Genomic DNA, 25635 nt, shown 5'->3' with positions numbered 1-25635 from the left:
CGTCATGCGTTCTGCCGATGCGAACCGATGGCGATGGGCCGGCCTGATCCTGTGGCGCGGCGGGCTGGCATTCAGCGCCGCCTACGGCTTCTACTGGGGCGCATGGAACCTGATCCGCAGCCTCGACTGGCCGTGGCAGCTGACCAGCGGCACGGCAATTGCCACGGCCGGCTTCGGCCTGGTCGTGGTCTCGATCGTGCTCGAACGCATGGAAGCCAGCAAAAAGGAAGGAAACCTGCTCGATGATTAGTCTGTTGCGCTGGGTCGGCACGCTGCTGATCGTCGCCGGTCTGCTGCTGGCCGGCAGCTGGTTCATCGAACCGCTCAGAAATCTCTGGCCGCTGATCCTGGACCTGCCCCTGCCGATCCGCATCGGCCTGGTCATCGCCGGCCTCGGCCTGCTGGTCGTGATGGCTACAATCATCCAGGACTTACGCGCCAGCGACCCCGAATCCATCAAGGAACACCTGGGAGACGACTCATGATTCTGTCCACTACTGAAACCGTGCCCGGGCGCGACATCGAAAAGAGCCTCGGCATGGTCCGCGGCAACACCGTCCGCGCCAAGCACATCGGCAAGGACATCCTGGCCGTGCTGCGCAACCTGGTCGGCGGCGAACTGAACGAATATACCGACATGCTCACCGAAGCCCGCAACGAGGCCATTAACCGGATGGTCGAACAGGCCAGGTCACTGGACGCGGATGCCGTGGTCGGTGTGCGTCTGGTCACCGCCCAGGTCGCCTCGGCCTCGGCCGAGATGCTGGCCTACGGGACCGCAGTGAAGCTCGAGGCGCCGGATTGAGCGCCTGAATGCGGGAGATCAGGACGTAGACGGGCCCATATGCTGTTTTTCTGCAGCACCCGGTACCGCACCCGCTTGCCTTTCGAGCCCTACTGCAGCCCGCTGGAGACCGCATTTATCCGACTTTCCCTACCATGAGCGTCGAGCCCTAAACCGGCGCAGGCAATACGGAACCGGGGACGTGGCATGGCTCAGCTGTTCAACAATATGTGCACGCGCCGGTTCTGGCGGCCTTTGTTTTCGATCTTGGTGACTTCGGCCGGGCCGATTTCGGCGGTTGAGCGGACGTGGGTGCCGCCGCAGGGCTGAAGGTCGACGCCGGGGATATCGAGCAGTCGGATGCGCCCGACGCCGGTCGGTGGCTTGACCGACATCGTGCGAATCAGCACCGGGTCGAGGTCGGCCTCGTCGATCCAGCGCGAGGTGACCGGGTGGTTGGCTGCAATCAGGGCGTTGAGCGCGCGGTTGACCTGCTCTTTGTCCGGCGGATCGGGCATGTCGAAATCAAGCCGGCTCTTGGCAAAGCCGATCTGGCCGCCGGTAACCGGGAATTGCAATACCGATCCGAGCAGGTGCAGGCAGGTGTGCATGCGCATGTGGCGGTGGCGCACCGTCCAGTCGATCTCGGCCTCGACCTCGGTGCCGGACGCCGGAAGGGCCGCCCCCGTTACCGCGACATGAACGATCGCGCCGTCGCCTGGGCGGTAGCGAGTGGTTTCGATCTCGATCTGCTTTCCGTCGAAGCGCAGCCAGCCGCGGTCACCCGGCTGGCCGCCGCCGGTCGGGTAGAACACGCTGCGGTCGAGCACGATGCCGTCATCGCCGGCTTCGATCACCCTGGCCGGGCAGGTGGTGAGGTAGGCGTCTTGCTGAAACAGGGCTTCGGTCATGGCGGTTAAAAGGTGACTTCTCTGTTGATCGTGTGGGTCGACTCAACCGAAAAAACCCCGAGTGGTCTTTCCGGCCTGCACGTGTCGTTATCCCCCGGGCGCAGCGCCAGGGTATGCCCCATCCTAATGCACCCGGCCACCGGCGTGGGAAGCACCGGGTTGGCCCGACGCGATCAGCCGGGACTTTAGGGCCTGTTCAACCAGATAGTGCCGTAGACGACCAGCGAGCCGATGACGTAGAGCGCGTCGACCAGGCCCCGGCGTGTTGGGTTTTTGCGCGCGCCACTGAGGTCGAGAACCATTTGGTGGAGCAGGAAAGTGTAGAGCACATAGTAGAAAAACGGGATGAAGTGCACGGCCGGGCCGAAGTCAGCGGCGCGCTTGCCGAACCACGACAGGATCCACTCGATCTGCGCGTAAATACCGAACAGCCCGAGGCCGGCATTGATGAACATCCACTTGACCCGGTCGACTCCGAAAATGGCCAGGTAGAAGATCACGTAGACCAGGCAGGCGAATCCGCCATGCAGGTACAAGAAAAACAACCCCGGACCGTCATCCACGTAGGCCATCACAAAACCGGACAGCCCAAAGCCCCCCATATGAACCATGAAAAACGGGTAGATGATGTACCAGGGGATCGCATCCCCCTTGGCGTAGAACTTGCCGTTGATGGTGATTCCGCCTTGCGTCGTCATCCTGGCCATTGGTTGTCCTTTTCGGGTTTCTTTTTGCCGGGTTTCTCGGCGGTTTTCTGCTCGGCCTTCATCCACTCAGCGACCTGCGGGCAACGGTGCAGGCGGGCTCTTCGGATCAGGGAGCGGCGCCTGGACGGGTGCAGACCGGCCTCCATTTCGGCGTAAAACAGCAGTTTGACTACGCCGACCTGGGGGTCCTCCTGCGGTGTTTTCGGAACAATGAAGCGGCGGTCCTGGTAGGGGTCGGGAACCGGCTTTTCGACGGCCAGATCGAGCGGGCGCTTGCCGGCGGCGGACCGGCTGGCCAGCGCCGCGCCGTGGGCAAGTAATACCCGCGCCGATTGTTCGTGGCCCGAGTCGGCGGCATGGTGCAAGGCGGTCCAGCCGTTGCGATCGGCGACATCCAGTTCGGCCCCGTGAGAGCAAAGCCACTCAACCACCGCGGTTGCCGTTGCGTCCTTTTTCCAGTACACGGCGGTCGAGGCGGCGACCATCAACGGCCGCATGCCCAGGCCGTTTTGCGCCTCGATGTCCGCGCCGGCGTCCGCCAGGGATTCGACCAGGTCCAGGTGGCCGCGGCTGGCGGCCAGAAACAGGGCGCTTTCTGCGCTGTTGGTCGTGGCATCGATGCGCGCGCCACGGCTTAGCAGTCGCTCGACGATGGCCAGCTCGCCAGTCTCGACCGCGCTGGCAAGAACCGTGGCACCGGATCGTTCGTCGCGGTAGTTGACGTCGGCACCGTGGTCGAGCAGCCAGTCGACAATGGGGCGTTTTTTAAACCCGATGGCTGCCTGCAGCGCCGAGCGGCCCTGACCATCGGGCGGCTCGATCGGCCGGCCCTGTGCGACCAGCTTTTCGAGCAGTTCCAGATCGCCCGAGGTTGCCGCGGCCACGGTAATCAAGGGGGCATGGCCGGTCTGGTGGTCGAGATCGGCGCCGGCTTCGATGAGCAGGCGGAGCACCTCAGGCGCGGATGGACTGGCCACCTGGACAACGGTCTGGCCGAACTCATCGACCGGGTCGAGGCGTGCACCGTGGGCCAGCAGCACACGCACCGCTTCGACCTGCCCGTATTCGGCGGCATGGAACAGGGGCGTTCGGCCTTGCCGATCGGTGAGGTCAACGTTCGCCCCCCGGGCGAGGAGATTGCGTATGGCCGCAATCTCCCCCGCTCTGGCCAGCCAGTGCAACGGTGCCCGTCCGAGGTCGTTGGGGTTGCCCTGGTCGAAGGTCGCGCCGTGTTCGACCAGCGCCACGAACCCTGAGAAAAATCCGCGTCGCACGGCTTCGAACGCTGGCCGGTCACCCTGCTTGGGCCGGATGTCAACCGAAGCGCCGTGCGCAAGCAGCCAGTCGAGCACTTCAGGCCGGCGCATGTAGGCTGCCTCGCACAGCGCGGTGCGCCGCAAATTGCTGACCTGATCGCAGTCGAGCCCACGGCGGACCAGTTCCCGCAGGCCGCCCAGCGAGCCGCCCAGCGCGGCGTCGTGACACAGATTGGCCCCTTGCTCGTCGCGTTCGAAGGCCAGGGTCGGGTCGCTTTCGAGGATCGCCAGCGCCTGCGCTGGTTGGTCGTTGAGCAAGGCCAATTGCAAACGACACAGGCTTCCGGCCCGGTCGGTCCGGTCGTGGTTGGCCACGGGATCGCGGCACACCGTATCGACGATACGGAGTTTCCCCTCGCGGCATCGGATGTTGATCGCTTCGGCCACCGCTGGTGGTCCTGGCTGTCGATACGTCAATTCTACCCTTTGGTTTCCCGTACACTGTTCGATGGGCGTGTGGCGACATGCATCAAGCATGCTGGACAGTGTGAACCATGCTCCGGGTGAAAAATCTCCGCGCCACGTCCCGGAAACACCACTCTCCGGGCTCCTGCATCCGGGAATTGATGCAATAGCCGGGTAAACTGGCAGGCCAAGCAAGCATCGTGTGGGTCCGATATGAAGGAACGAATCTGCGACTGCAGCGTCGGCTCGGCCCAGTCGCTGGTCCCGCCCCAACCCGACCGCGATCTGCCCGGCCCAGGGCCGCAATTCTTCTTCGCCCCGAACTGGATTGCCAGGCGCCACAAGGACTGGGGCGCCGGTGAATTCAACCGGCCTTCAGGCCAGGCCAGCAAGGCATTTTTCGACTACGTCACCGACAACGCGCTGATCGAGCCTGCCGAACACAGCGGCCTGGAATGGGCGCGGCAGGTCATCATTGAGATGGTCCGGGGCCGTACCGACCCGGCAGTGGGACACGTCATCGACCTCTGACCGCGCCGACTGTTTTCCCTTCAAAGCGCAGGAAACCAGGCGAATCCTGGAACAGTGGAAAGCGCAGACCGGAATTCCCTGACACGATCCGACCATGCTTTGCGCTTATTCGGGCAAATCTGACCTGAATAAGGCACGGTGAAAAAAAATGGATCGATTCATCAGATACATTGCAGCAATCGTTGTGATCCTGGCGCACGCATCAGTACCCGCCGAGACCAAAGTGCAGTATCACGAGGTCATCGACCAGCAGCGCGGCATCGTCCAGGCCGCGTTTCCCTACCCGGCATCCTGGCGGATCAACGGCGAGCACGCCCCGGTATTTGCTTCCGGCCCCGGCGGCATTCAGCTCTACCCGGCCGACAACAACCAGTTCTTCTGGTCCAGCGACCCTTCATGGCAGCAGACGGCGTGGCAACAAGGCCGGCAGGTAATGGCCCCCATGCCGCTGAACCAGGCATTGCAGCAACTAATCGTTCCAGCCGCCCAAGCCCAGGGCAATCGCTTGCTCAGGAGCTACCCGGTGCCTGAAATCAGCGGCTTCTGGCAGCGCTTTATCGCCGGTATGCCGCAAACCGGTGTCCAGCGCAGCGTCGACGCGCTGGGCACCGAGTGGACCGACGACCTGGGACAACGCACCTTCGTTGCCGTTGTCCAGATGGTTTCCCGTGACCGGCAGGCAACGACCTGGCAACTAACCACGCAGAGCCTTTCAGCGCCCGAAGCTGTATTCGAACAGGCGCTGGCCGACTACCGCCACGCCATCGGAAACGGCCGGATCAACCCGCAATGGCAGGCGATGATGAACAACCGGCATATCAGCCAGCGTCGTCACAACGAAGCCTTCTGGGCCGAGGCTTCAGCACGCAGTCGGGCAGCACATCAGCAGCGTATGGCCGCGATTGCCAGCGCCGGCCAGTCCGCGCGCCAGGTGGGCAATACCTACAGCGATATCCTCGATATCAGCCACGCGGGGTACTTGAAACGCGACGCCATTCAATCGGGTGGTCACGCGGCAGGTATCAACCAGATCTCCGGGCACACCGTCATCGGCAACCACGAAACCGGCGAACATTACCGGGTCGAAGACGGCAGCAACCACTACTGGGTCAACCCGGACGGCCTGTACATCGCCACCGATAGTGCGCTGTTCGACCCGCGCACCGACCCGCGCATCAGTGATCAGGAATGGACCCGGTTCGTCAAGGAACAGTGAGCCCACAGGGTGATCCTGCACATCCCAACCGCAACAATCCACAGACAGCCTGAGCGGATGCTACCGAGCGGACTCACCCCCCCCGCAGACGGATTCGGACCTCGCCTAAGCCCGCCTCATTCACCACCCGCACGTCGCGAGACGTCGCCAGGGCGTGTAGATGGGGCGTTTCGCGACCGAGCGCACCGGAACCGCACTCACCTGTACTGTGAGGATGCGTGACCGAGCGAAACGGCGCAGATGCGGGCTCTGGCGGCGTCGCAGTAGAGCGAGTGGTGAATAAGGCGGGCTAAGGACAGATAAAACCGCCACTGAGCGAGTCCACGTCATCGATCGTCTGCACGACCGCGCCACCGTAGCCATCCTGCACGACGAGCGACGCGGTGTAGTTGCCGCTTCCGCCGGCGCTGGTGTTCCAGTCCCGTCCGAACGCGATTCGGTACGTACCATCGGCCGAGATCGACAGCGGTGGTGGGCTCGCATCGCCATTCTGCCCGCCACAGGAATAGTCAAGCGTCGAGCCGGTCCACAGGTTGGTCCCCGACAGCGGCTCGCCGGGCGCGAAGGCAGCCAGTCGCACGACCGAAGCACCGGTGACCGCGCTCACTTCAGCGCTCAGCGTCGAACCGGCTCGCAACCCGATGTCAAAGACATCCTGGCAACTCTCCAACACGGTACAGGCCCAATCCGAGCTGGTGGTGAACAGCCAGCCGCAGCGCCCGCCCGGCGCCAGCGAGTCGACATCATTGTCGATGAACAGCGGCGGAACAAAATTCTCGCCTCCCGCAGAAATGGTCAGTCGGAAGCCGCCGCTCGAACCGGCGCTTAAACTCCAGTCACGCGTCACTGCAAGGGTGTGCGTGCCAGTGCTCGATACCGGATAGGGAGCGGGAAAATCCGAGTCATCCTGCCCGACGCACTGGCGATCTTCATCGGTGTTGGTCAGCAGGTTGATATCACCGAGGCCGACTCCGGGCGCATGCAGCGCAAGCCGGGGCAGCGAGTTGCCGGTGACTTCGGTGACCGCCAGCTCCACGTCGCTGCCCGCTTCAAGACCGAGCGAGAAGACGTCCTGGCAGCTCTCTCCCGACGTGCAGGCCCATGAAGAATCGACGACATAGGACGCATCACAAAGCACGCCCCCAGCTTCGCTTTCCACGTCATCGGCCACGGCCGTCAGCGCTCCGGGAAACTCGACCGAGGAGGTGATCGAGAGCGAGTAGGTTCCCGAGGCACCGCCGCTGCGCGCCCAGTCCCGCCCGACCGCGATCTGCCAGGTGCCGGCCTGGTCGGTGAAGAACCGCGCTTCCTCTTCGGCGCCTTGCGCCGCGCACAAGCGATCGCTGTTGGTTCCCAGCAGCGCATTGTCGCCATCCAGACTTCCGCCCGGCGCGAACGCGGCAACGCGCGCGTTCGAGCTGCCGGTCAGATCGCTGACCCTGATGGTCACCACGGCGCCCGCCTCGAGATCGAGCTCGTAGACATCCTGGCAACTGGTGCCAATAGCGCATGTCCAGCTGCCACTCGTACTCAGCTCATCCTGGAAAAACCGGTCGCTGAACACTCCGTCTGTCACCAGGCCCGGGATTTCGTAACCCTGCCAGCCCTCGCGGACATCGTCGAACACGAACAACTGGCCATTGGCGAAACCGGGCCGGCGCGAGCCGCTGTTGACGTCAATATCGAGCTGCGCGGCCGATTCGAAGTTCCCGCTGGTGTCGAACAGGGCAACAACGTCGGTCGCTTGATCCACGACGCCCAGCAGGTCGAAGCCCGGCAGGTGGACAATCCCGTCATCGGGGACACTCGAGATGCCGGCAGCGACGAAATCGAGGTTGATCGAGCCGGCCAGGGAGCCGTCACTTCGATTGACGATGTTGACGGTGTTCGAACTCGAGCGCGAATAGAAGACATCCGCACCGGCGTCATAAGCGGGCGCTGTCTGGGATCCCAGCAGACCCGGCAGATCGGAAAGCAGTTGTGTGGTCGCGCCGGTGAGGTTGCCGGAGGCGTCGGTGCCGGGAAGAATCAGGCCACCGGGGCCGTTGACCGCATTCCAGGAGACAACCTCCAGTTGAGCGGTATTGGCGTTGTACACCCAGGACCTGGGGTCGATGTTCAAGGGCGCGACGGTCGATACCGGGATCCCGCCGGATGGCCCGAACACCATGCCGGTCACGCCGGGGCCCCCGGTACCCGAGCCGTAATAACGATCGAAGCCGGGATGATAGGTGATCGGAGAGGCAACGCTGACGGCGTTGCCATCCAGATCGAGAAAAATGGTGCGCGTTGCGCTGTTCAGCGTTCCCCTGAACGACGACGCTCCAGCCACGGGAAAATCCGACCGGTTGGTTTCGGCGCCAGCGGGCAGCACCAGCGCAGCGAGACAGGCCGCGAACGCAGCCGCGGAGCGAGTCATTAAGGTCATGCAGCAACTCCCTTTTGAAAGCTGTCCGGCACGACACTCGCACCGCTTGATGGTGAACATTATCATGAAATAATTTCCAAAACGTGACATTCATCAAGTTTGCACGCACAGCCCGGGCGCCCTGTTCCCTGAATTCGCGCAGTATCCGGAGCGGCTCAGAACTCTGCCCTGCCCCGGTCAGCCTGGTGTTGGACCTCGCTGCTTTTCGGTCGGTCGGGCTTGACCGGCGCAATCCCGGTTGAATCAGCCAGCGCCGGGATTCGGGGACTGACCGCCACATCAGCGGTGACATTGTTCCCCGGCGTGGCGCTAGAATGAGAGCCATCGCCTCACATCCGCTGGTGCCCATGCGTTGCAGGCTGCTGGCTCCATTGTCGATTCTGGTTACTGCGGGATTCGCCTCTGCACGGTACTTGAGCATCGATGCCGGCACGGGTCGATAGTCCGCTGGTCGCCCGGTTCCCCGGCGCCGAAGGCATGACCATCGTCGAGGTGGGCGGCAAGGCTGACTCACTGATTCGGATGATCAACGCCGGCCTGCCCGTACCATCCGGTGCGGTGCTGACGGTCCGGTTCTTCGCCCCCTGGCTGGAGGCGGTGAGACAATCCAGAGCATGGCGCGAGCTCGTCGAGGCTGATCCGGCGCAGTTCGTACCGCATTGCGATGCGGTGAAGAAGTCGGCGCTGTCCTATCCGATGACGGCTCAACAGAAACGGGCGCTTGCGGCCTTGCATCAGGCACTCGTAGTCCCGGGCGGTGCTGAACGCTTTGCCGTGCGCTCGTCGTCGCCGGACGAAGATCTGGCCTCGGCGTCATTTGCCGGTGGTTACGAGACCGTGCTGGGCGTTCATGCGGACGAATTCGAAACGGCGCTGCGCCGTTGCTTTGCGTCGCTGTTTGACCCACGGGTTTTGAGCTACAAGAAGGCGCTGGGCGTCGACCTCTGGTCGCCGCGGATCGCCGTAGTTATCCAGCAGCAGCTTGCCAGCACCGTCGCCGGCGTGGCCTTTTCGCTCAACCCCGTGACCAACGATTACGACGAAGCGGTCATCACGGCCAACTGGGGCCTGGGGACGTCGGTCGTGGATGGCGCCACCTCACCCGATCATTTCGTTGTCGACAAGGTGGCGGGCCGGCTGGTGGAGGAGACGCCGGGTGACAAGCAGGTCTCCTACTGGCTGGACCCGGACAGCGGTGTGATTGAGCGTACCGGTCACCGTTGTGCCGAGCGCAGCCTGAGCGACGCGCAGCTGCGGGAAGTGACCGACCTGGTCTGCCGTGTCGAAGACCTGTACGGCCTGCCCATCGACATCGAGTGGGCCTACACTGCAGACGGGCTTCATGTGCTGCAGGCGCGGCCCATTACCCGCTATGTGCCACTAACTGCGGAGATGATGACCGCGCCGGGTGAACGACGACGGCTCTACGCAGATGCTGCGCTGTCGAAAGGCATGACCACCAACACGCCGATTTCGCCACTGGGGCTCGACAACCTGGAGCACCTGTTTTCGATGATGATCGAGAACTGGCTTGGCCCGCTGGAACAGAATGTCGCGCCCAGGGACTCGGTGTTCTTTTTTGCCGGCGGGCGCATGTATGTCAATTATTCCAGCATTCTGTGGCTGGCGAGTGCGGACACAATCGCCGGCAGCGCGGCACCGACCGATGTTTTGATGGCGCGCATCCTGCGCAGCGTGGACAGCAGGCGCTACCGCGCCCGCCAACGACCGGCCTGGATCAGTGTCCGGCTGCTGTGGCGGATCCCCCGCGCGCTGTGGCGCGCCCGTCGGTTCTTCGGGAATCTCTTGCGCGCCGTGCTGGCCCCGGAGCGCGCATACCGCGTCTATCGTCAGCAGGTGGATGCATTCGAAACGGAACTGAAAGGGCAGATCGACTCCGAACTGGCTCTGGATGAGTTTCGCAGCCGCTACGCAACGCGCATGGCGCACGAGATGTTCGATGTGCTGATGCCGGCCCTGCTCGTGGGCATGGTCTCGGCGGACCGGCTCGTTCGACGCCGCAACGGGGCATCACGAGCCCTTGCAGCCAGGATCAAGACCGGCACGCCGGGGAACATCGTTGTCGAGATGGGCATCGCCCTGCATCGCCTGGCCAAGCAACTTGAACACGAGGATTTCAGCGACCTCGAACAACTGGCAGAGAGGATCGGGCATGGCAACATGCCGGCGGAATTCCTGGGCGAATGGAAGGCGTTCCATGCCCGTTTTGGATGGCGCGGCCCCCTGGAGATGGATCTGGCCAGCGCGCGCTACGCTGATGACCCGCGTCTCATGCTGCGGCAGATGTCCTTCATGGCCGTGGACGACCCGGAATTTGATCCGGACAGCGCACATCAGCACCGGGCCGCGGAGCGGGACGCAGCGTATCAGGCGCTGATGGCGCGCTTCGGCCCGATTCGCCGTCGGCTGTTGCGGCGGATCTACCGCCTCAATGAGCTGTTCACCGGCACCCGCGACCTGCCGAAACACCTGCTTGTACTCTACAGCTACGGCGTGCGCAAACGCGCCCTGGCGGCAGGCAGGCGTCTGGTCAAGCAGGGAAAACTGGACGCGGCAGACGACGTGTTTTCGCTGGCTTTCGAGCATTTGCGCGATGATGAGCCAGGCCGCCGGGCCGATCTCAGGGCGATCAGCGAGCAGCGCACCCGCTTTCAGAAGAAACTGAACCGGCTGGTCACCTCGTTTCCGCTGGTGATTGACTCACGCGGGCGAATTCCGCGCCCTTCGGCAAGCGAAGCGACGCCTGGCGTGCTGACGGGCATGGCAGTGTCGCCAGGGGTCGTGTCCGGCCCGGTCAAGGTGCTCAACACACCCCATGAGAAAGCCGTGGAAAAGGGCGATGTGATCGTGGCTTATACGACCGACCCCGGCTGGACGCCGTTGTTCGTGAATGCAGCCGCCATCGTGCTCGAAGTCGGCGGCATGCTGCAGCACGGTGCACTGGTCGCGCGCGAGTACGGCAAACCCTGCGTGGTGGGCATCGACCGTCTGCTGGAACAGCTGCAAGACGGCCAGCACGTGGAGGTTGACGGTGACACGGGCATCGTTCGGCTACTGGAATCGGCTTGAGAAAATCTCGTCGCCCTGGGCCTGCGGACGAAACTCGACTTCAACGGGTTGATCGGAATACAGGCTGATGTAGCAGGTGCTGACACTGGTGCCTTCACCAATGACCAGCGTGCCCGGCCCGTTGCAGCCGACCCAGTGCACGGTGTCGTTGCCGTTGGCCTGGGCGAGTAATTCCAGCTGGGTTCCGTGATTCAGGAATGGCGTACTCACCACCGAGTCAAGTGGATAGTCCAGAACCAGATGACCGTTGAGCTCAACGACCGTGCCGCTGCCAGTGCCGCTGCCCGACAGCGTCAACATGTATTGTTCATAAAAGAACATGACGTCCAGCAGGGCATTCTGATTCATTGTGCCGATCTCGCAACGCGCGGCCGTGCTGGCGTTGTCATAAACGGTCATGTTCATGGACGGGTCGTCACAATTCAAGAACCAGGCATACTGCCCAGGCCCGGTCGTGGCGGTGATGGTCACCGGGCCACCATCGTTGTGCAGGGCCTGGTAGGTGGAAACAGCCGGGTACTGGACAAAGTTCCCGGCGGTCTGATCAGCAAGCGTCTCTTCCCCATCACCATACATCTCGACTGTCAATTGCCGGCCCTGCTCGAACTGCGCCTGACAGGTTTTGTTGTCATCCATCACAACCGTCGTGCCGCCGGCCGTTCCGGTGCAGTCGCCGGACCAGCCGGCAAACCTTGATCCGGAATCGGGTATGGCGGAAAGCTGGACTTGCGTGTTCCAGCCGAAATCGTGCTGGCAGGTCGCACCACAGTCGATGCCGGCCGGTTGGGAGCTTACCGCGCCGCTGCCGCTTCCGGTCTTCTGGATGGTCATCGAGCGCAGCGGGAAGAGAATGGTCCAGTTGTTGAAAGTGACGTCGAGATTCATATTGGACGAGATATTGGTCAGCGCACAGGTCGCCTGATTCGAGTAGTTGCCGGAGACCTGGCCGCCGAGTGACTCACAGTTGCTCCAGATCAGGTGATGCAGGGAATCGGACATGCCGGCAGTAAACGTCACGTTGCTGCCCAGCGGGAGATCGGTCAGCTCCTGGTAGATTGCAATCGGATAAACCAGTCCGGGAAAGCCCGGATGATCGGCGCCGACGCTGCCCATACCCGGCCCGTTGCCGGTTACCCGGATTGAAAAGCGCGCTTCGTCGAATTGGGCCGTGCAGCTTTGGTTAGTGTTCATGACCACGGAAGTCCCCAGCATGGTGCCGGTGCAATCACCACCCCAGCCAACGAATTGCGATCCGGTATCGGCCAGGGCCATGAGCCCCACGGTGGTGCCCTGATCAAAGCTGCCGCTGCTCGAGCCGCAGCTGTACCCGCAGGCCACGCCGGCGGGCACGCTGGCCACTGACCCCTGTCCCGTACCCACCTTGCTCAACGACAGCGTGCGCAGCGGCAATCCGGAGAACTCGTCGGCGCCGACGTCGATGTCACCGTTCTGTATCCGGGTTTGGCCGTCCATATCGGAAGTCGGCAGGTAGCTGCTCACCGCGGTTCCGGCATCGATCAGTGCCGATCCAGCAAGCAGATGCAGATCACGGTTGGCGTCATCAACGAAGCCGGGATCCGCGCTGATCCGACCGACGTCGGTGAGGGCGGTGGGCGTTTGTCTTGGAAAGACTCTCTGTACGCCGATATTGTTGTTTCGCAGCACGACGGTGGCATTCGGGTCGCCCTGGATCATCAGATCATCGTCTTCGAGCATGTACACGGTCGTGCGATTGTGGCGCAGGATATTGTTGTGCAGAACGACCGCGGTATCCAGACTGGCAGAGTTGACGTGCATCGCTCCGCTATTGGAGCCGTGGGTGGTGTTGAACGAGATTGTGTTGTTGAGTGCGCGCAACTCCTTGGCGACATGGGCCCTGACCGCAGCGCCTTGAGGCGCCCCACCAGAGAGCGTATCAACTTCGTTGTCGAAAAAAACATTGTTGCGCATCAGAACCCGGATCATCGACCCGGTAGAGAGGTACAGGCCACCGCCGGAACGGGCCTTGTTGCCGCGAAACAGATTGTGATCGATTTCGATTTCGCCCAGATACTGCGTATGCCGCTCAATTCTCACGGCGCCGCCCGAAGATGAAGTGTTATTGTCGATAAAAACGTTGCCGGTCAGTCGAGTGGGTTGGCCGGTCACCGTCGGCAGGCCAACCAGCGACATATCAAGATCGAGCGCGCCGGGCGCCTGGACGCTCGCGCTCTTGTTGCCCTGGAAGTGGCTGTTGATAATGCTAGCAGAATACCCGGCAAAATCCACTGCCGCATAGGACAGGCCGTTGTAGTCACCGTTCTCGACAAAGCTGCTGCCACTGATTTCCATGCGATCGGCTCGTGCCCGCACGGCTGCGGTGGAAATGCGTTCGAAACGGCTGTCCTCGATCCGCAACACGCGGCCGGCATCGGCCAACAGCGCAGCCGGATGGTAGTCCGGCGGGTCCGGCGGCCAGACGTATTGAATATCGATATCACTGACCGAGACGTTGCGGACCGTGACATCGCCGTCTGAGGCCAGAACCAGTCCGATAAACGGAGACGGTTGTCCCCCTGCATTTCTGAGCGTGATCCCATCAACGCTGATCGTGCCGTTGCCGGCGGTTGTCAGGCTCAACAGAATACCTTGGCCGCTGCCATCAAACAGTCCAAGGCCACCGACCACCTGCAGGCTCAGGTTCCGGTCCCGATCGGATGGAAAAGGCGAATAGTAGAAATAGTTCTGGCCGACAAATGTGGATGGCCCAGCCAGAAGAACAGAGTCGTCCTGACCGTTGTTGGCGGCCAGGCGCAGCGCGTCGTTCAGATGACAGGGGGCGCCGAGCGTGCAAACGGTGACAGCCGGATCCTCAATGGCCGTGCTGGTCACATAAAAAGTGGCTGCCCTGGCCGACACCGAGAGGAGAAGAAAAAGGGTCAGTAGGACGATTTGCTTCAAACGCATTTCAAGTTCTCCGTGGATCTGCTAATCGGCTGAATGTGCCGCGTCAGAAGGAGAAATAGCACAAAACATGCCAAAAGCTAGAAAAGCTTTTTAAATCAGCGTTATGAAGATCAGGCGGTCGTGAATCGGTGCCATTCCTGAGACCGTTTCCATTCGATTGACCGGTCCAGTCCCGGGTTTGAAACAGCGCCGCGTCCGCCGGCCGCTCCGGAAGTCAGCGCGCGGCGTCCGTTACAGCTCTTATCTCACCCTTGTAAGGTTCTGAATCGAGATCGACATTTTGTGCAGCGGCGCGGGCGAGGCTGCGGCCCAACCGTTTTCGACCGGATCGGCTGGCAGCCCCAAGGCAACGGCAACGTTTGTAAGCTGTGGGAAGTCGGGCCGGACGAAAGCCGGCTGGGCGCCATCTTCAAGGGATGCAACCGACGCATTGAACCCTGATTCGGGCCTGCAGACTGGAATTGGCACGCTTGATGCCCGCCCTGGATACGTCGACTGTCAGCGTGACCCAGTACGGCTTCATTCCAGCAGACCGACCAGCACGTCTGCGTTCATGCGGCGGGCATGATCCAGCGCGGTCAATCCCTCGTCATCAGTCAGGGTCCGATCCGCACCTTGTTCGATTAGATGCGCCACCACTTCGGGCCGGCGTTTGACCGTTGCCTCCAGCAGCGGCGTATGGCGATAAACCGTCGTCTGCCGGTCAATATCGGCCCCGGCAGCCAGCAGGGCGCGAACGCAGTCGAGACAACCCGCACCGGCCGCGTCGATCAACGGCGCCCGATTCTGGGCATTCGGCCGATCCGGTTCAGCACCGAGGTCGAGCAACAGGGCAACCATCGCGGGGCTGGGCCGGGCCGCCGCACGCTGCAGAGCCATTATCCCGCGTTGATCGGTCGCGTTCGGTGAAAGACCATTCTCAACCAAGAACCGGACCCAGTGCTCGTGACCCAGATGGGCAGCCGTGCCCAGCGCCAACGCACCCGTCAGACTTTGAGGGCTTAGATCAGCGCCATGCGCGACCAGCCGCTGGCCAAGCTCTACCTGGTTGGTGATCACGGCACTGACCAGCGGCGTCTCGCCACCTTTCGATGCGCGATTGACATCGGCACCGCGCTCGAGCAGCAAGTCCACTACCTGAGGTTTGCGCATCGCGATGGCGACCATCAACGGCGTGGCCCCCTGGTCGTTGGGCGCGTCGATATCGGCGCCCTGATCAAGCAGGCGCGAGATGGCGCTAACCCGTCCCTCGTCGATCAACTCGCGCGCGATCGGCTCACCTGCGCTGGCCGCGTCATCGGACACACCACTAACGCTCAACGATGAGTCGTCGTTCGGCGCCTGCGAACAACCCGCCAACAGTCCCACTGCCGCGAGACTCAGGATCAAGAACGTTCTCATCTTCATGACACCCTCCGGAGTTTGCTGTTCAGGTCTGGCTGCTCGTGAGCCAGTCTACCCGATGCTGTGCGACAGACAGTTGACAGCCGACCTGAGGTGCATCCCTGGGCCCGTGACCGCTGCAGGACGAAGATGCTGCCGGGGCGGCAGACTCCGATTCACATCAAGGGCCAACAGAATCCGGAGACAATTCGGGACTTTATATGGACGCCTGCGGTCTGTCAGCTTAATGGAGGTGCGGCTCGCGGTTATGCAAATGCACTCTGCCGCTCATGGTGTAACTTCCGGCGAGTCGGAGCGCGTTTAGCTGCAAGGCCTGACTCGCAGGCAATGGCAGCGCCTGTTCCCGCGCCCGGCCGCAACCCTGGTCGCTGCGCCCGCTTTGCCCCGAGTCGTTCAGAAGTTCAATCGTTTCCCCATGCGCAAGACCTGGCTGAGACCGGTCAGACCAGGTCGCAGGCTGGACAATCAACGACGCTTGAACAGCGGGCTTTGGTGATAGGCGATCACGAACAGGGGCAAAATCTCGCTGCGCCGATAGAAGTCAACATTGGCGACCTGGCCATAGGGCTGCCCGTCGCGCTGAACCACGCCGTTGGGAAGCACCTCCGCAATGACCCGATGACCGACCTTGACCTCGAGATGACCTTGCTCGTTGGAAACCAGGTCGAATCGATTGCCGTTGGTGTCCTGGTAACTGTGACCGGGGATGATCTCGCCCATCTTGACGATGCCCTGGAGGTAGATGTCGCCCCGAAAGTAGCCGACCCGCCCGCGCCCGTAAAAGGCCGGAACTTCTCCGGCCGTCAACCGCCCCAGGCTGACGGCAAAGTCGTCGGTGCGCATGAATGCATCCGGATGGGCGTCACTCTCGATGCGACCGTCAACCAGGCGAATGCCCTCGGGCGCTTCCAGCTCGTCGACTGGGCACTCCATCATGGTGTGGCCCGACGCGGAGGTCGTTTCCACGCAGCCCTCCATGGCTCCGGCCGGGCCGGTAAGCATCGTAGCCGTCCTCCCGCCCCCAACCAGCAGCGAGCCGGCCAGCACAATGGTCAGTCCGAAGGCCGCCGCACCGAGCGCGGGGCGCAGTGGCTGCAAGCGCTGGTGCCCGGCCTCGAACCGCTTGGCCAGCGGTCCGCTTGTGGGCAGGAAACCGCGTGCGGTGTCCAGGCCGAAACTCAGGCCCAGAGCGACCAGCGCCAGAGCCGCTGCCAGGCCCAGAAACCAGCTCAGCGGCGCACTGAACAGTCCGCCAATACCGATGATCAAGCCAATCAGCCCGAGCAGACCCCAGACCGCCGCGGCGAGCCCCAGCCAGCCGGCGATCGATTCGAGTTTCTCGACAACGGGCCCGAGCGCGTCGAACCGGGTCTTGATGGGCCCGGCCAGAGCGACCAGGCCCAGCAAAAGCAACAGGGCAAGGCCAATGAGTTGCAGCATCTTGATCTCCTTGACAGCTCAGGCTGGCTCTGTCTTAACGACGCTGGCGATCGTAGATTTCCCCCCAGCCCGGACGAATGCTTTCATCGATGGCCAGATATTCGATCTGGTGGGGCATGATTTCGACCGAGATGCAGCCTTCGATATTGCTGATCTGACAGCCCCACTGCATGATGTAGCCGTCATCCGCGTGCGGCTCGCCCCAGCGGGCGATGATCTGCGCGCGGGCATCGGCGGCCGGCTCGCCCTTGTCGACATGGCGAATGCGATAAATGCGGCCGTCGCCGGTCGCTTCAACCTGGGTGTGACCCGTATCGGTGACAATGCCGTTGTAGAACAGCACCGGATCGGGTTCGACCGCATCGGGCTCGTCCGCGCCGTTGAAGCGAAGCCGGTGGGTTCCTTCCGTGTTCAGGTCGGCCAGCCAGCCGCGGGCTTCGAGCGTGTCGAAGCGCCCGCGCTGGGCGCGCAGATCACCAAGCAAGGTGAAGCCATCGATGACGAACTTGTCGTAGTCGATCGCCGCCGGCGCCGCCTGGAGCGACTCGGCATAGGCCTCACTGCAGATTTTCCAGTTGTTTTCGACCGCAACCGGGATGACCGTCGATTTGGCCAGATGACTGCCAACCAGACGCTCGGCCGTGTCGCATTCAGACACGCAGCCGTCCGCCCCGGCCGCCGCGCAGGCCGAGCGCATGTGCTCGATGGAGGCCATGACCTGGTCGGCGTCCGTGAAGTCCGACGGGGTCTCGACGGCAAAGGCAGCCGTCACCGCAAGGGAAAGTACTGCGCCAATGGAGCGCTGTATCGTCTTCATGGTCAATCTCCTCTAGTCATTCAATGAATGTGCCGAGCAACAATGCACCGCGCACGCTGCCCGGGTTTCGTTGCGCTGCCCAAACCCTCTCACAACCTCGCCATTGCAAGCCTGACCGGCTTGTGACCAATCATGACCGCGGCCCTGAAAGCCCGGCCTGATACTGCTGTTCGGGAAAATCCGGACCAGGAGCGCCGCTCCGTGCAAGCCCGTTTCAAGCCCGACGGCCGGCCCCTGCATATGTATTTCACGGGTATCGCGAGACGTCTTTGATTCCGCGATTCGTTTGACTCGGAGAGTGACTGGCGTCGGCGACTCAGGGTCTGGATCAGCACCCGCTCAATGATGTGCTCCGACGCTCAACGCCGGGGCGATGCACACGTCCGGATCGGCGGCATGGTGACATCTTTCCGGGCCGGCACGGCGGGCCCGTTATCCCGTCTTGTTCACCACTCGTGCGTCGCGTTCAGTGGTCAGGATGTTGGAGGGTTTCAGATCGCGGTGTACGCCTGCCCGCGCTCACGCGCGGGCAGGGCAAAGGGTAAAAGCACAAAGTTCAAAGCGCTACGGACCTGGCGACACGGAAGCCGAGGCTGCCGTAGCGAAAGCCGCGGGGGCTCCAGTGGCGGTTGGCGGAACGAACGTCCCTGCCGTCGTAGCTCCAGGAGCCGCCGCGCAACACGGCACGGCTGCAATCGCCGCTCATCCAGGCACTCCCATCGGTGGGGGCGCCCTCGTAGCTGCCGTTCCAGCAATCCTGCACCCATTCCCAGACATTGCCGTGGGTGTCGTACAGACCAAAGGCATTGGGGGCAAAGCTGCCCACCGGCAGGGTCTGGCCTCGGTATTCACCGCTGGGGCAGCCCTGGGCCGGATCGGGCCCGTAGAAATTGGCCTGGTCGGTAGTGATGCAGTCGCCGGTATTGAAGCGGCCGGTGGTGCCGGCACGGGTGGCGTATTCCCACTCCGATTCGCTCGGTAGGCGATAGGTGTGGCCGGTCTTGTTGCTCAGCCAGGTGACGTATTGCTGGGCGTCGTTCCAGTTCACAGCGATCACCGGGCGGTCGCCGCGGCCCCAGCCTTGGTCGTCAGGGGTGTGCGTGCAGCCGCCGTCGGCCACGCAGGCATCCCACTCGTCGAAGGTCACCTCATGCTGGCCCATGGCGAAGGCCGGGACGTTGACCGTATGCTGCGGGCGCTCGTCGCTGTAGCTTTGGGGCTCGTCAGGCGGGCTGCCCTGGGTGAAGCTGCCGGCCGGAATGATCACCATGGTCGGGCAGTCAGTACAGTCGCTGAAGACATCGCCCGGGCCGGACAGCTGGAATCGATCGTGGAAAATCGCGTCCTCCTGGGCAGCGGGGCCGCCCAGGGCGCGCAAGGTCCAATTGCCGGGGAACCCGACATCATCTATTAGTGCCAAACCTACTGTTGTCGAGCTGCCGACAGGATCAGCCGGATCCAGGGCACCGGATCCCGCAGCCCCAATCCAACTCTGTTGCTGGCTGGCGGTCTCATCCAGGGCCGCCGGCCACTGCCCACCGGCGTGCGTCATCACCACACCCACAAAGAAACCGCCGGAGACGGTGGCCGGGCCGATGGTGATCGACTGAAACGTCTCCCCGGACGCGTCGGCCACGGTGACGTTCTGAGAGGCGAGCAGATCCAGTGTGCCGGTGGTCGGATCGCCGTCGTCGTCGGAGTCCTCGTAGACGTGAACAGAGAACCCCTGCCCTGCCGTCACTGTGCCGTTGCGAAAAGCGATCCGGATCTCCTCGATCAATTCGCCTCCGGCTACGGCCGTGAACGAATTCGCCCACCAAACGTCGCCGCCCTCGGGGAGGCCGACCGCGTTCTCCGTCGTCCCGTCGTCGACCTGGTAGGTCACCTGGCCCCAGGCCGGAGCACACAGCATCAGAGCACAGGCACACACAACCATTCTGTAATTCATCATTTCCTTCTCCTTTGTCCGAGACCATGCAGCACGGATCAGCGCCTGTCAGCATATCACTGACCTCGATCGCCGGCCCAGAAGGCTGCGCCGACGGCCAAAGCAGTACGCTGAATTGATCGCATCGACTCGCTCGGCCTCAGTGAGAACGACCCCTGGAATCGGTCCTGAAAGATCGGGCTGCTGTCGGTGCAGCTCCATTCGGCAAAGTGAGCGGATGGCATGCCCCCTGCTTCACGGAATCCACCACCCGTGAAGAGTCTTGGACTGGCGCCGTGAGGAAAGGCCTGCAGGGCATAAACAGTGTCGTCCATCCCGCTTCCGAGCCCACTCCAGTTCAAGCCGTCCCAACGGGCCAGATAATTGACTTCCGTCGAACCCGAGAAAGTGAAATCGCCGCCCGCATAGAGCGTCTCGCCATTGCCGTCATCGATCACACCGAGCGCCAAGACCCAATTGTTCATCCCGTCCCCCAGTGCGCTCCAGGTGTTGCCATCCCAACTCGCGATATGATTGGCAGGCGATCCACCCGCAGTCGTGAACGATCCACCAGCATACAGGTCCTGGCCCATTCCATCGTCATGGACGGCAAGCGCCAACACGCTGAAACCGCCAACCCCGCTGCCCAGGGCGCTCCAGGAGGTGCCGTTCCATTTCGCCATTCGACTGGCTGCAACGCCCCCGGCTGCGTCGAAGAATCCGCCGGCATAGAGCGCCTCTCCATTGCCATCGTCCCAGACGGCAAGTGCGCGCACGATACCGCTCAGTCCGTCGCCCAGAGCGCTCCAGCTGCTTCCATCCCAACGAGCAATGTAATTGGCCGGTGTGCCGTACATCGTCGTGAAGTTGCCGCCTGCATACAGGGCTTCACCACTACCGTCGTCCCAAACGACCAGTGAATAGACGTCGCCGATCGAGAAAGCACCCGGACTCGTCCACTGATCGCCATCCCATTTGGCCATGGTCTGTGCCCCAACAGCCCAGAACAGATTTCCGCCGGCGTAAAGCGCTTCGCCGTTGCCGTCGTCGTAGACCGCCAGTGCGCGGACGCCGCCGCCAATTCCATCGCCCAGCGCGCTCCAGGTCGCACCATCCCACCGGGCCACACGGCGGGCCAACACGCCCGGAGCGGTGGCGAAGCCACCGGCGGCATAGAGTGCTTCTCCGCTGCCATCGTTCCAAATCGTGAAGGCGGCCACGGCACCGTCGAATCCCTCGCCCAGGGGCCGCCAGCCGCTACCATCCCAGGCCCCGACAAAGTTCGCCGGAATATCGCCGATAACCGAGAAGTCTCCGCCCGCATAAAGCGAGGATCCGGTTCCGTCATCCCAGAACAGCAGGGCCAGCACCGGCTGATCCGCTCCCGTTCCCAGCGCGCTCCAGGCGCTGCCGTCCCAGCTGGCGATCCGGTTGGCCGCAGCCCCCCCCGCCGAACTGAAATTACCGCCGACGAAGAGCGTAGGCCCAGGATTTCCCGGCTCGACCGTCAATGCCTCCACGGTATCGTTCAGTCCGCCGCCGAGCGCACTCCAGGATGCACCATCCCAACGGGCAATGTAATTTGCCGGATTACCGCCGGCTGCTTCAAACCGCCCACCGACATAGAGCGCACTGCCTGCCCCATCGTCGTAGACGGCCATTGATTCAACGATATCGCCAACGCCGGTGCCCAGCGGGCTCCAGGCGGTGCCGTCCCACTGCGCGATGTAGTTGGCGTTGACGATGCCGGCCGCCTGGAACCAGCCCCCGGCGTAGAGTTTGGATCCGCTACCATCGTCCCAGACCGCCAGGGCTTCCACGACATCGGCGGTTCCGTTTCCAAGGCGATCCCAGCCGGATCCGTCCCATCGTGCGACGAAGCGCACCATCTGGCCGCCCGCCAGCTCGAACTGCCCGGCAGCGAAGAGCACTTCACCGGTGCCATCGTCGTAGACCGCCAGATCCTCGACCGTGTCATCGGTTCCCATACCCAAAGCGGACCAGGACGTGCCGTCCCACTTCGCGATATTGTTCGCCGCGACCAAATCCGCTTCCGAGAAGTATCCACCCACGAACAGTGCTGGCCCACCGCCATCGTCCCACACCACCACGGCCTCGATGCTGCCGTCGATGCCGCCGCCGGGAACGGTCCACTGGCTGCCATCCCATCGACTGATACCCGAATCACCGCCAAGATAGAGCGCCTCGCCGCTGCCGTCGTCGAATACGGCCATGGCATTGACGCTGTCGTCCAGCCCGTTGGCCACGGCACCGGGAGACCACGCGCAGTCGCCGCTTCCCTCCCGAGGAATATCGAGGATGACCTCGTGGCCTCCATCGGCTTGCACAATCAGCCCCTGGTTCCGTACGCGGGCAGGAAAGTCGATCTCGATCACCGACATGCCCGGCTTGATTTGCATGGTCTGGAGGACCTGGTCGGAAATCGCAAGCGAGAGTGTCGTCGACGTCCCGGCTGACCAGTTCACCGCCAGTCGGGCGGGCTTGCCAGGAACCGGCCTGTCGAGCAGCGTCGCGCTCAATGACGGCTCGGACCTTTCAGCGTTCTGGCCCATCGCTGGATTGCCGATGAGCGCAAGCACGAATACGACCAGGCATCCCACCACCCGGACTTTGCGACAGACACCCGCCGGGCACCGGGCTTCAGACCATTCGCATGTACTGCGATCGATTATCGATGACATGGGTGTCTCCTCGTCCTCTGAACAATTGGATTCCGTCATGTCCAATAAAGCGCAGAAACGGGTCCAAGCCTGTCATGGGTCATTACACCGGGAGGCTCCCGGTCGCCGGCATCATCGAAGAACAACACATGACAGCATGAATTCAGGGTGCCCTGGAACTTCACCCTGGGATTTGCTCTACCATATTTCCGATGCCGGGCTTGGCCAGGAAAACCCCGGCACGGAAATACCTGTATTTTCGGCAGGCGTTCCCATCTGGCGCTTATGCATGTCGTCAATGTGATTCCAATTGCGACGATTGAAGTACTTCGCTTACCGGCGGCTCACCTATGACAACGAAAGGCTCGACTCTCATGCCCAACTTGCTCCGCAAATCCAAGGTAAAGCGCGCTGTCGGCGCCTTGGTTCTGGAATTCCTGATCGTGTTTCTTGGCGTTTATCTGGCTTATGTTTTCAGCGATATGCAGGAGCTGCGTCGGGAAAGACACATTCAGATCAAATACTGCAGAACGTTGATTCACGAGTTCAAAGTACTTGATGCCTTACTTGCAGCTCAACAGCAGCAATTGGAGCAGGGCTTTTTGCCGGTCATTGCAGCGATTGACGCGGGACAAAAACCGGCGCTTCATATCGAGCCCATATTTTTCGACTTTCGTGGCCTGACCCTGGAATCAGCCTTCATGGCGGAGAATTTCGATGCCCTGGATGAAAGCATATTGGCCAACCTGGCAGGTGGACACTCCTCCATTCTCGGCATCCAGCATCGCGTGACGGCACTTCGAGCCCACCTTCGCACCTTGCAGCAAAGCTCTGAAGGCTCGACCTATCTCTATCACCCCGACGGACGTCTGCGAGAAACCTTTCATTGGTATGTCAGCCTTCCGCAAGAAATTTCGGATTTCACTCGACGATTGAGAGGGGCATTGACCGTCGCCACTGAGGATCTGGAGCAGCGAATAGAGACGTTGAACGAGCAGTGGCCCTGAACAGCTTCAGGAACCCAGGGCACCCGCAACCCATGGGGGTTTCCGACGGAAGAAACTCAGTGCTAGTGGGCCATGCGGCTAATTAGGTAACACTCAGCCGTCGCACAAGCGTTGTGGGCAAGGCGCGCGAGCGCAGGTCTGGCTGTCGCCAATTCAAGCGAGTGCAACGCCGCCCACGGCGCTTGTGCGGCGGCCCTTCGGAAGCCGCTGTGCTGGCGCGACTCGGCGTTGCGTTTCTTGGAAAGGGAACAACCATTCCCTGCGAAACGCGCCTTGATTCGCACCAGCACAGTGGCTCTGAGTGTTACCTAATTAGCCGCATGGCCCACTAGGCCGTCGGATTCTCTCCCCTGTGCGTGAGCCTGGCGCCGAGCGAAAGGATCGCCACAACAACAGCGCCGATCGCAACGCCGAGGAGTCCATCGAGCAACAGCAGCGTGACCGGCTCCAGCGGGCCGGTCAGTGCCGCCCGACCCTCGAAGAAATGCTCGATCCGGGGGATGTTGTGCGAGAAGATGCCGCCGCCGACCAGAAACATGGCGATGGTGCCCACAATTCCGAGGCCCTTCATCACCACCGGTGAGGCGCCGATGAGCCACTCTCCCAAGCGACCGATCCCGCCACCACGCTTCGACAGATGGACACCCAGGTCATCGATCTTGACGATGCCGGCGACCAGTCCGTACACGCCCACGACCACGAGCGCGCCGATGGCGATCAATGCGCCGAGCTGAACACTCAGCGTCGCCGCGGCAACCGCACCCAGCGCGATGACGATGATCTCGGCCGACAGAATAAAGTCAGTGCGAATGGCGCCCTTGATCTTCTTTTTCTCGAAGGCCACCAGGTCGACCCCGGGATCTCGAAACGCCCTCTTCAGCTGCTCCTTCTCCTGCTTGTCGGCCTGGCGGTGGAAGAGCTTGTGGTGGACCTTGTGGGCGCCCTCGTAGCAAAGAAAGGCACCGCCGAGCATCAGCAGCGGCACGATCGCCCACGGGATGAACGCGCTGATCAGCAACGCGGCCGGGATCAGGATGACCTTGTTGAGCGCCGCACCCTTGGCAACCGCCCAAATGACCGCCAGCTCACGCTTGGCAGAGATGCCGGTGACCTGCTCGGCGTTGACTGCCAGATCGTCAGCGACCAGGGTCGCGGTCTTCTTGGCGGCGACCTTGGTCATCACGGAGACGTCATCGAGCAAGGTGGCGATGTCGTCGAGAAGGCTGAGTAGGCTTGCTCCGGCCATGCAATATCCCGTTCGGCAATTGGATGATCAGTCTGTCACAGTCGGGGCGGCTTGTGGCTCGTGCCGGGGCAGCCACCAGCGATAACAAACTCGAATGCGGCGCCTTAAAGGGACCGAACGCTGCTTCTGCCGGGCAATCGTCCCGGCCCAAGCATTGATGTTGAAGGCCGCCGATCCACCGGAATGAGCCGGATGCCAACCCGTGCCTGGATTCATCCACAGACGACCGGCAAACCGTGCAACACGGGGAATCGGGCCAATTCACCCAACATTGAGCAGATGCTGATGTCCAGCCGACCGAATCACAAGACCCGTGCAGACGGAAACATCGCGCGCGACCCGGTTTCGCTGGTTCTGGTCCTGGAGTTTGCGCCTGCAACCTTTTTGGACACTGCCGCGTCTTGAAGACATTCCAGTGTCGAATCGGAGCTTGCCATACGCGTCTACCCGTCTCTTGCCGCTGCCGTCTGCTTGCTGCTGTTTCACTCCGTTTCGGCCTTCGACTGGCCGGACACGCCGGCCGCACGGCGCCTGAGCGAGCTGACCGGACTGATCAAACACACCACCCCTGAAAGCGTTTCCAGCTACATCGGGGAGCACTGCTCCGCCGAATACGCGAAACTCCGGCCACTCGACCATCGCATCGGGGCCTTCATGGACTGGCGCCGGCGAGGCCGAGCATCAGCCGTTCTATGCGGTGCAGTGGCTCGGGTGGCTTGCCCACAGGGCACGAAGTCCTGGAGTGGAGCCGTCGCGCGTGAGCTGTGCAAACGAACGCT

18 protein-coding genes are annotated in these 25635 nt (G+C 62.5%); 7 read left to right on the top strand and 11 right to left on the bottom strand.

Annotated elements, in window-relative coordinates; all coding sequences use genetic code 11:
• The first annotated feature begins 4 nt into the window (after nt 1–4).
• Genes HND55_04355 through HND55_04345 form a run of 3 tightly spaced genes read left to right on the top strand, consistent with a single transcriptional unit; the run spans nt 5 to nt 805 of the window.
• The gene (locus HND55_04355) at nt 5–250 is read left to right on the top strand and encodes a hypothetical protein (GenBank protein QKK01957.1); all 246 of its coding nucleotides are present in this window, start codon (nt 5–7) and stop codon (nt 248–250) included.
• Nucleotides 243–485, top strand: coding sequence for a hypothetical protein (locus HND55_04350; GenBank protein QKK01956.1), 243 nt, complete (start codon nt 243–245; stop codon nt 483–485). Before HND55_04355 ends, HND55_04350 begins: the two co-directional genes overlap by 8 nt.
• Entirely contained in the window at nt 482–805 is a 324-nt protein-coding gene (locus HND55_04345) for a YbjQ family protein (protein QKK01955.1), read from the top strand. Before HND55_04350 ends, HND55_04345 begins: the two co-directional genes overlap by 4 nt.
• 191 nt (nt 806–996) lie before the next feature.
• On the opposite strand, the gene HND55_04340 is transcribed toward HND55_04345, so the two are convergent.
• The 3 genes from HND55_04340 to HND55_04330 all read right to left on the bottom strand — a co-directional run bounded on the left by HND55_04340 (nt 997) and on the right by HND55_04330 (nt 4105).
• Nucleotides 997–1695: an alanyl-tRNA editing protein gene (locus tag HND55_04340; GenBank protein QKK01954.1), complete on the bottom strand. Its 699-nt coding sequence runs from the start codon at nt 1693–1695 to the stop codon at nt 997–999.
• A 185-nt stretch (nt 1696–1880) separates the two neighbouring features.
• Nucleotides 1881–2402: a hypothetical protein gene (locus HND55_04335; protein ID QKK01953.1), complete on the bottom strand. Its 522-nt coding sequence runs from the start codon at nt 2400–2402 to the stop codon at nt 1881–1883.
• Nucleotides 2390–4105, bottom strand: coding sequence for a hypothetical protein (locus HND55_04330; GenBank protein ID QKK01952.1), 1716 nt, complete (start codon nt 4103–4105; stop codon nt 2390–2392). The genes HND55_04335 and HND55_04330 overlap by 13 nt, the downstream gene beginning before the upstream one ends.
• 231 nt (nt 4106–4336) lie before the next feature.
• Here HND55_04330 and HND55_04325 point away from each other — a divergent pair, with 231 nt between their 5' ends.
• Together HND55_04325 and HND55_04320 are read left to right on the top strand one after the other, a co-directional pair.
• Complete coding sequence (locus tag HND55_04325) at nt 4337–4654, top strand: hypothetical protein (GenBank protein ID QKK01951.1); 318 nt, start codon at nt 4337–4339, stop codon at nt 4652–4654.
• A 148-nt stretch (nt 4655–4802) separates the two neighbouring features.
• Entirely contained in the window at nt 4803–5870 is a 1068-nt protein-coding gene (locus HND55_04320; GenBank protein ID QKK01950.1) for a hypothetical protein, read from the top strand.
• A gap of 289 nt (nt 5871–6159) precedes the next feature.
• Here the strand turns inward: HND55_04320 and HND55_04315 are convergent, their stop codons facing one another.
• Nucleotides 6160–8298, bottom strand: a complete 2139-nt coding sequence (locus HND55_04315) for a hypothetical protein (GenBank protein ID QKK01949.1) — start codon at nt 8296–8298, stop codon at nt 6160–6162.
• A gap of 423 nt (nt 8299–8721) precedes the next feature.
• Between HND55_04315 and HND55_04310 the strand changes: the two genes are divergently transcribed.
• Nucleotides 8722–11388 carry a hypothetical protein gene (locus HND55_04310; protein ID QKK01948.1) on the top strand — a complete coding sequence of 889 codons (2667 nt, stop codon included), beginning with the start codon at nt 8722–8724 and terminating at the stop codon, nt 11386–11388.
• Here the strand turns inward: HND55_04310 and HND55_04305 are convergent.
• The 6 genes from HND55_04305 to HND55_04280 all read right to left on the bottom strand — a co-directional run bounded on the left by HND55_04305 (nt 11371) and on the right by HND55_04280 (nt 22624).
• On the bottom strand, nt 11371–14334 hold the full coding sequence (locus tag HND55_04305; protein ID QKK01947.1) for a hypothetical protein: 2964 nt from the start codon (nt 14332–14334) through the stop codon (nt 11371–11373). The genes HND55_04310 and HND55_04305 overlap by 18 nt on opposite strands.
• Before the next feature lie 519 nt (nt 14335–14853).
• Complete coding sequence (locus HND55_04300) at nt 14854–15741, bottom strand: hypothetical protein (protein QKK01946.1); 888 nt, start codon at nt 15739–15741, stop codon at nt 14854–14856.
• Between the two features lie 462 nt (nt 15742–16203).
• On the bottom strand, nt 16204–17178 hold the full coding sequence (locus HND55_04295) for a hypothetical protein (protein ID QKK01945.1): 975 nt from the start codon (nt 17176–17178) through the stop codon (nt 16204–16206).
• 34 nt (nt 17179–17212) lie between these two features.
• Nucleotides 17213–17995, bottom strand: coding sequence for a hypothetical protein (locus HND55_04290; GenBank protein ID QKK01944.1), 783 nt, complete (start codon nt 17993–17995; stop codon nt 17213–17215).
• 556 nt (nt 17996–18551) lie between these two features.
• Nucleotides 18552–19547 carry a formylglycine-generating enzyme family protein gene (locus HND55_04285; protein QKK03982.1) on the bottom strand — a complete coding sequence of 332 codons (996 nt, stop codon included), beginning with the start codon at nt 19545–19547 and terminating at the stop codon, nt 18552–18554.
• A gap of 452 nt (nt 19548–19999) precedes the next feature.
• On the bottom strand, nt 20000–22624 hold the full coding sequence (locus tag HND55_04280) for a hypothetical protein (protein QKK01943.1): 2625 nt from the start codon (nt 22622–22624) through the stop codon (nt 20000–20002).
• A gap of 353 nt (nt 22625–22977) precedes the next feature.
• Here HND55_04280 and HND55_04275 point away from each other — a divergent pair, with 353 nt between their 5' ends.
• Nucleotides 22978–23610 (top strand): hypothetical protein, encoded by a 633-nt coding sequence (locus HND55_04275; GenBank protein ID QKK01942.1) that lies wholly within the window; start codon nt 22978–22980, stop codon nt 23608–23610.
• 328 nt (nt 23611–23938) lie between these two features.
• Here HND55_04275 and HND55_04270 read toward each other — a convergent pair whose 3' ends face one another.
• The gene (locus tag HND55_04270) at nt 23939–24856 is read right to left on the bottom strand and encodes a DUF808 domain-containing protein (GenBank protein QKK01941.1); all 918 of its coding nucleotides are present in this window, start codon (nt 24854–24856) and stop codon (nt 23939–23941) included.
• Between the last annotated feature and the right edge of the window lie 779 nt (nt 24857–25635).

The sequence above is a fragment of the Pseudomonadota bacterium genome, assembly GCA_013285445.1.
Taxonomy (GTDB): domain Bacteria; phylum Pseudomonadota; class Gammaproteobacteria; order Xanthomonadales; family Wenzhouxiangellaceae; genus Wenzhouxiangella.
Note: the sequence above shows the minus strand (reverse complement) of the source record. Positions and strands in the feature narration are given on the sequence as shown.

Coding starts and splice junctions, on each gene's coding strand:
- HND55_04355 (QKK01957.1), top strand. CDS start 5: ATGCGTTCTGCCGATGCGAACCGATGGCGATGGGCCGGCCTGATCCTG.
- HND55_04350 (QKK01956.1), top strand. CDS start 243: ATGATTAGTCTGTTGCGCTGGGTCGGCACGCTGCTGATCGTCGCCGGT.
- HND55_04345 (QKK01955.1), top strand. CDS start 482: ATGATTCTGTCCACTACTGAAACCGTGCCCGGGCGCGACATCGAAAAG.
- HND55_04340 (QKK01954.1), bottom strand. CDS start 1,695: ATGACCGAAGCCCTGTTTCAGCAAGACGCCTACCTCACCACCTGCCCG.
- HND55_04335 (QKK01953.1), bottom strand. CDS start 2,402: ATGGCCAGGATGACGACGCAAGGCGGAATCACCATCAACGGCAAGTTC.
- HND55_04325 (QKK01951.1), top strand. CDS start 4,337: ATGAAGGAACGAATCTGCGACTGCAGCGTCGGCTCGGCCCAGTCGCTG.
- HND55_04320 (QKK01950.1), top strand. CDS start 4,803: ATGGATCGATTCATCAGATACATTGCAGCAATCGTTGTGATCCTGGCG.
- HND55_04315 (QKK01949.1), bottom strand. CDS start 8,298: ATGACCTTAATGACTCGCTCCGCGGCTGCGTTCGCGGCCTGTCTCGCT.
- HND55_04310 (QKK01948.1), top strand. CDS start 8,722: ATGCCGGCACGGGTCGATAGTCCGCTGGTCGCCCGGTTCCCCGGCGCC.
- HND55_04305 (QKK01947.1), bottom strand. CDS start 14,334: ATGCGTTTGAAGCAAATCGTCCTACTGACCCTTTTTCTTCTCCTCTCG.
- HND55_04300 (QKK01946.1), bottom strand. CDS start 15,741: ATGAAGATGAGAACGTTCTTGATCCTGAGTCTCGCGGCAGTGGGACTG.
- HND55_04295 (QKK01945.1), bottom strand. CDS start 17,178: ATGCTGCAACTCATTGGCCTTGCCCTGTTGCTTTTGCTGGGCCTGGTC.
- HND55_04290 (QKK01944.1), bottom strand. CDS start 17,995: ATGAAGACGATACAGCGCTCCATTGGCGCAGTACTTTCCCTTGCGGTG.
- HND55_04285 (QKK03982.1), bottom strand. CDS start 19,547: ATGACGCACGCCGGTGGGCAGTGGCCGGCGGCCCTGGATGAGACCGCC.
- HND55_04280 (QKK01943.1), bottom strand. CDS start 22,624: ATGTCATCGATAATCGATCGCAGTACATGCGAATGGTCTGAAGCCCGG.
- HND55_04275 (QKK01942.1), top strand. CDS start 22,978: ATGCCCAACTTGCTCCGCAAATCCAAGGTAAAGCGCGCTGTCGGCGCC.
- HND55_04270 (QKK01941.1), bottom strand. CDS start 24,856: ATGGCCGGAGCAAGCCTACTCAGCCTTCTCGACGACATCGCCACCTTG.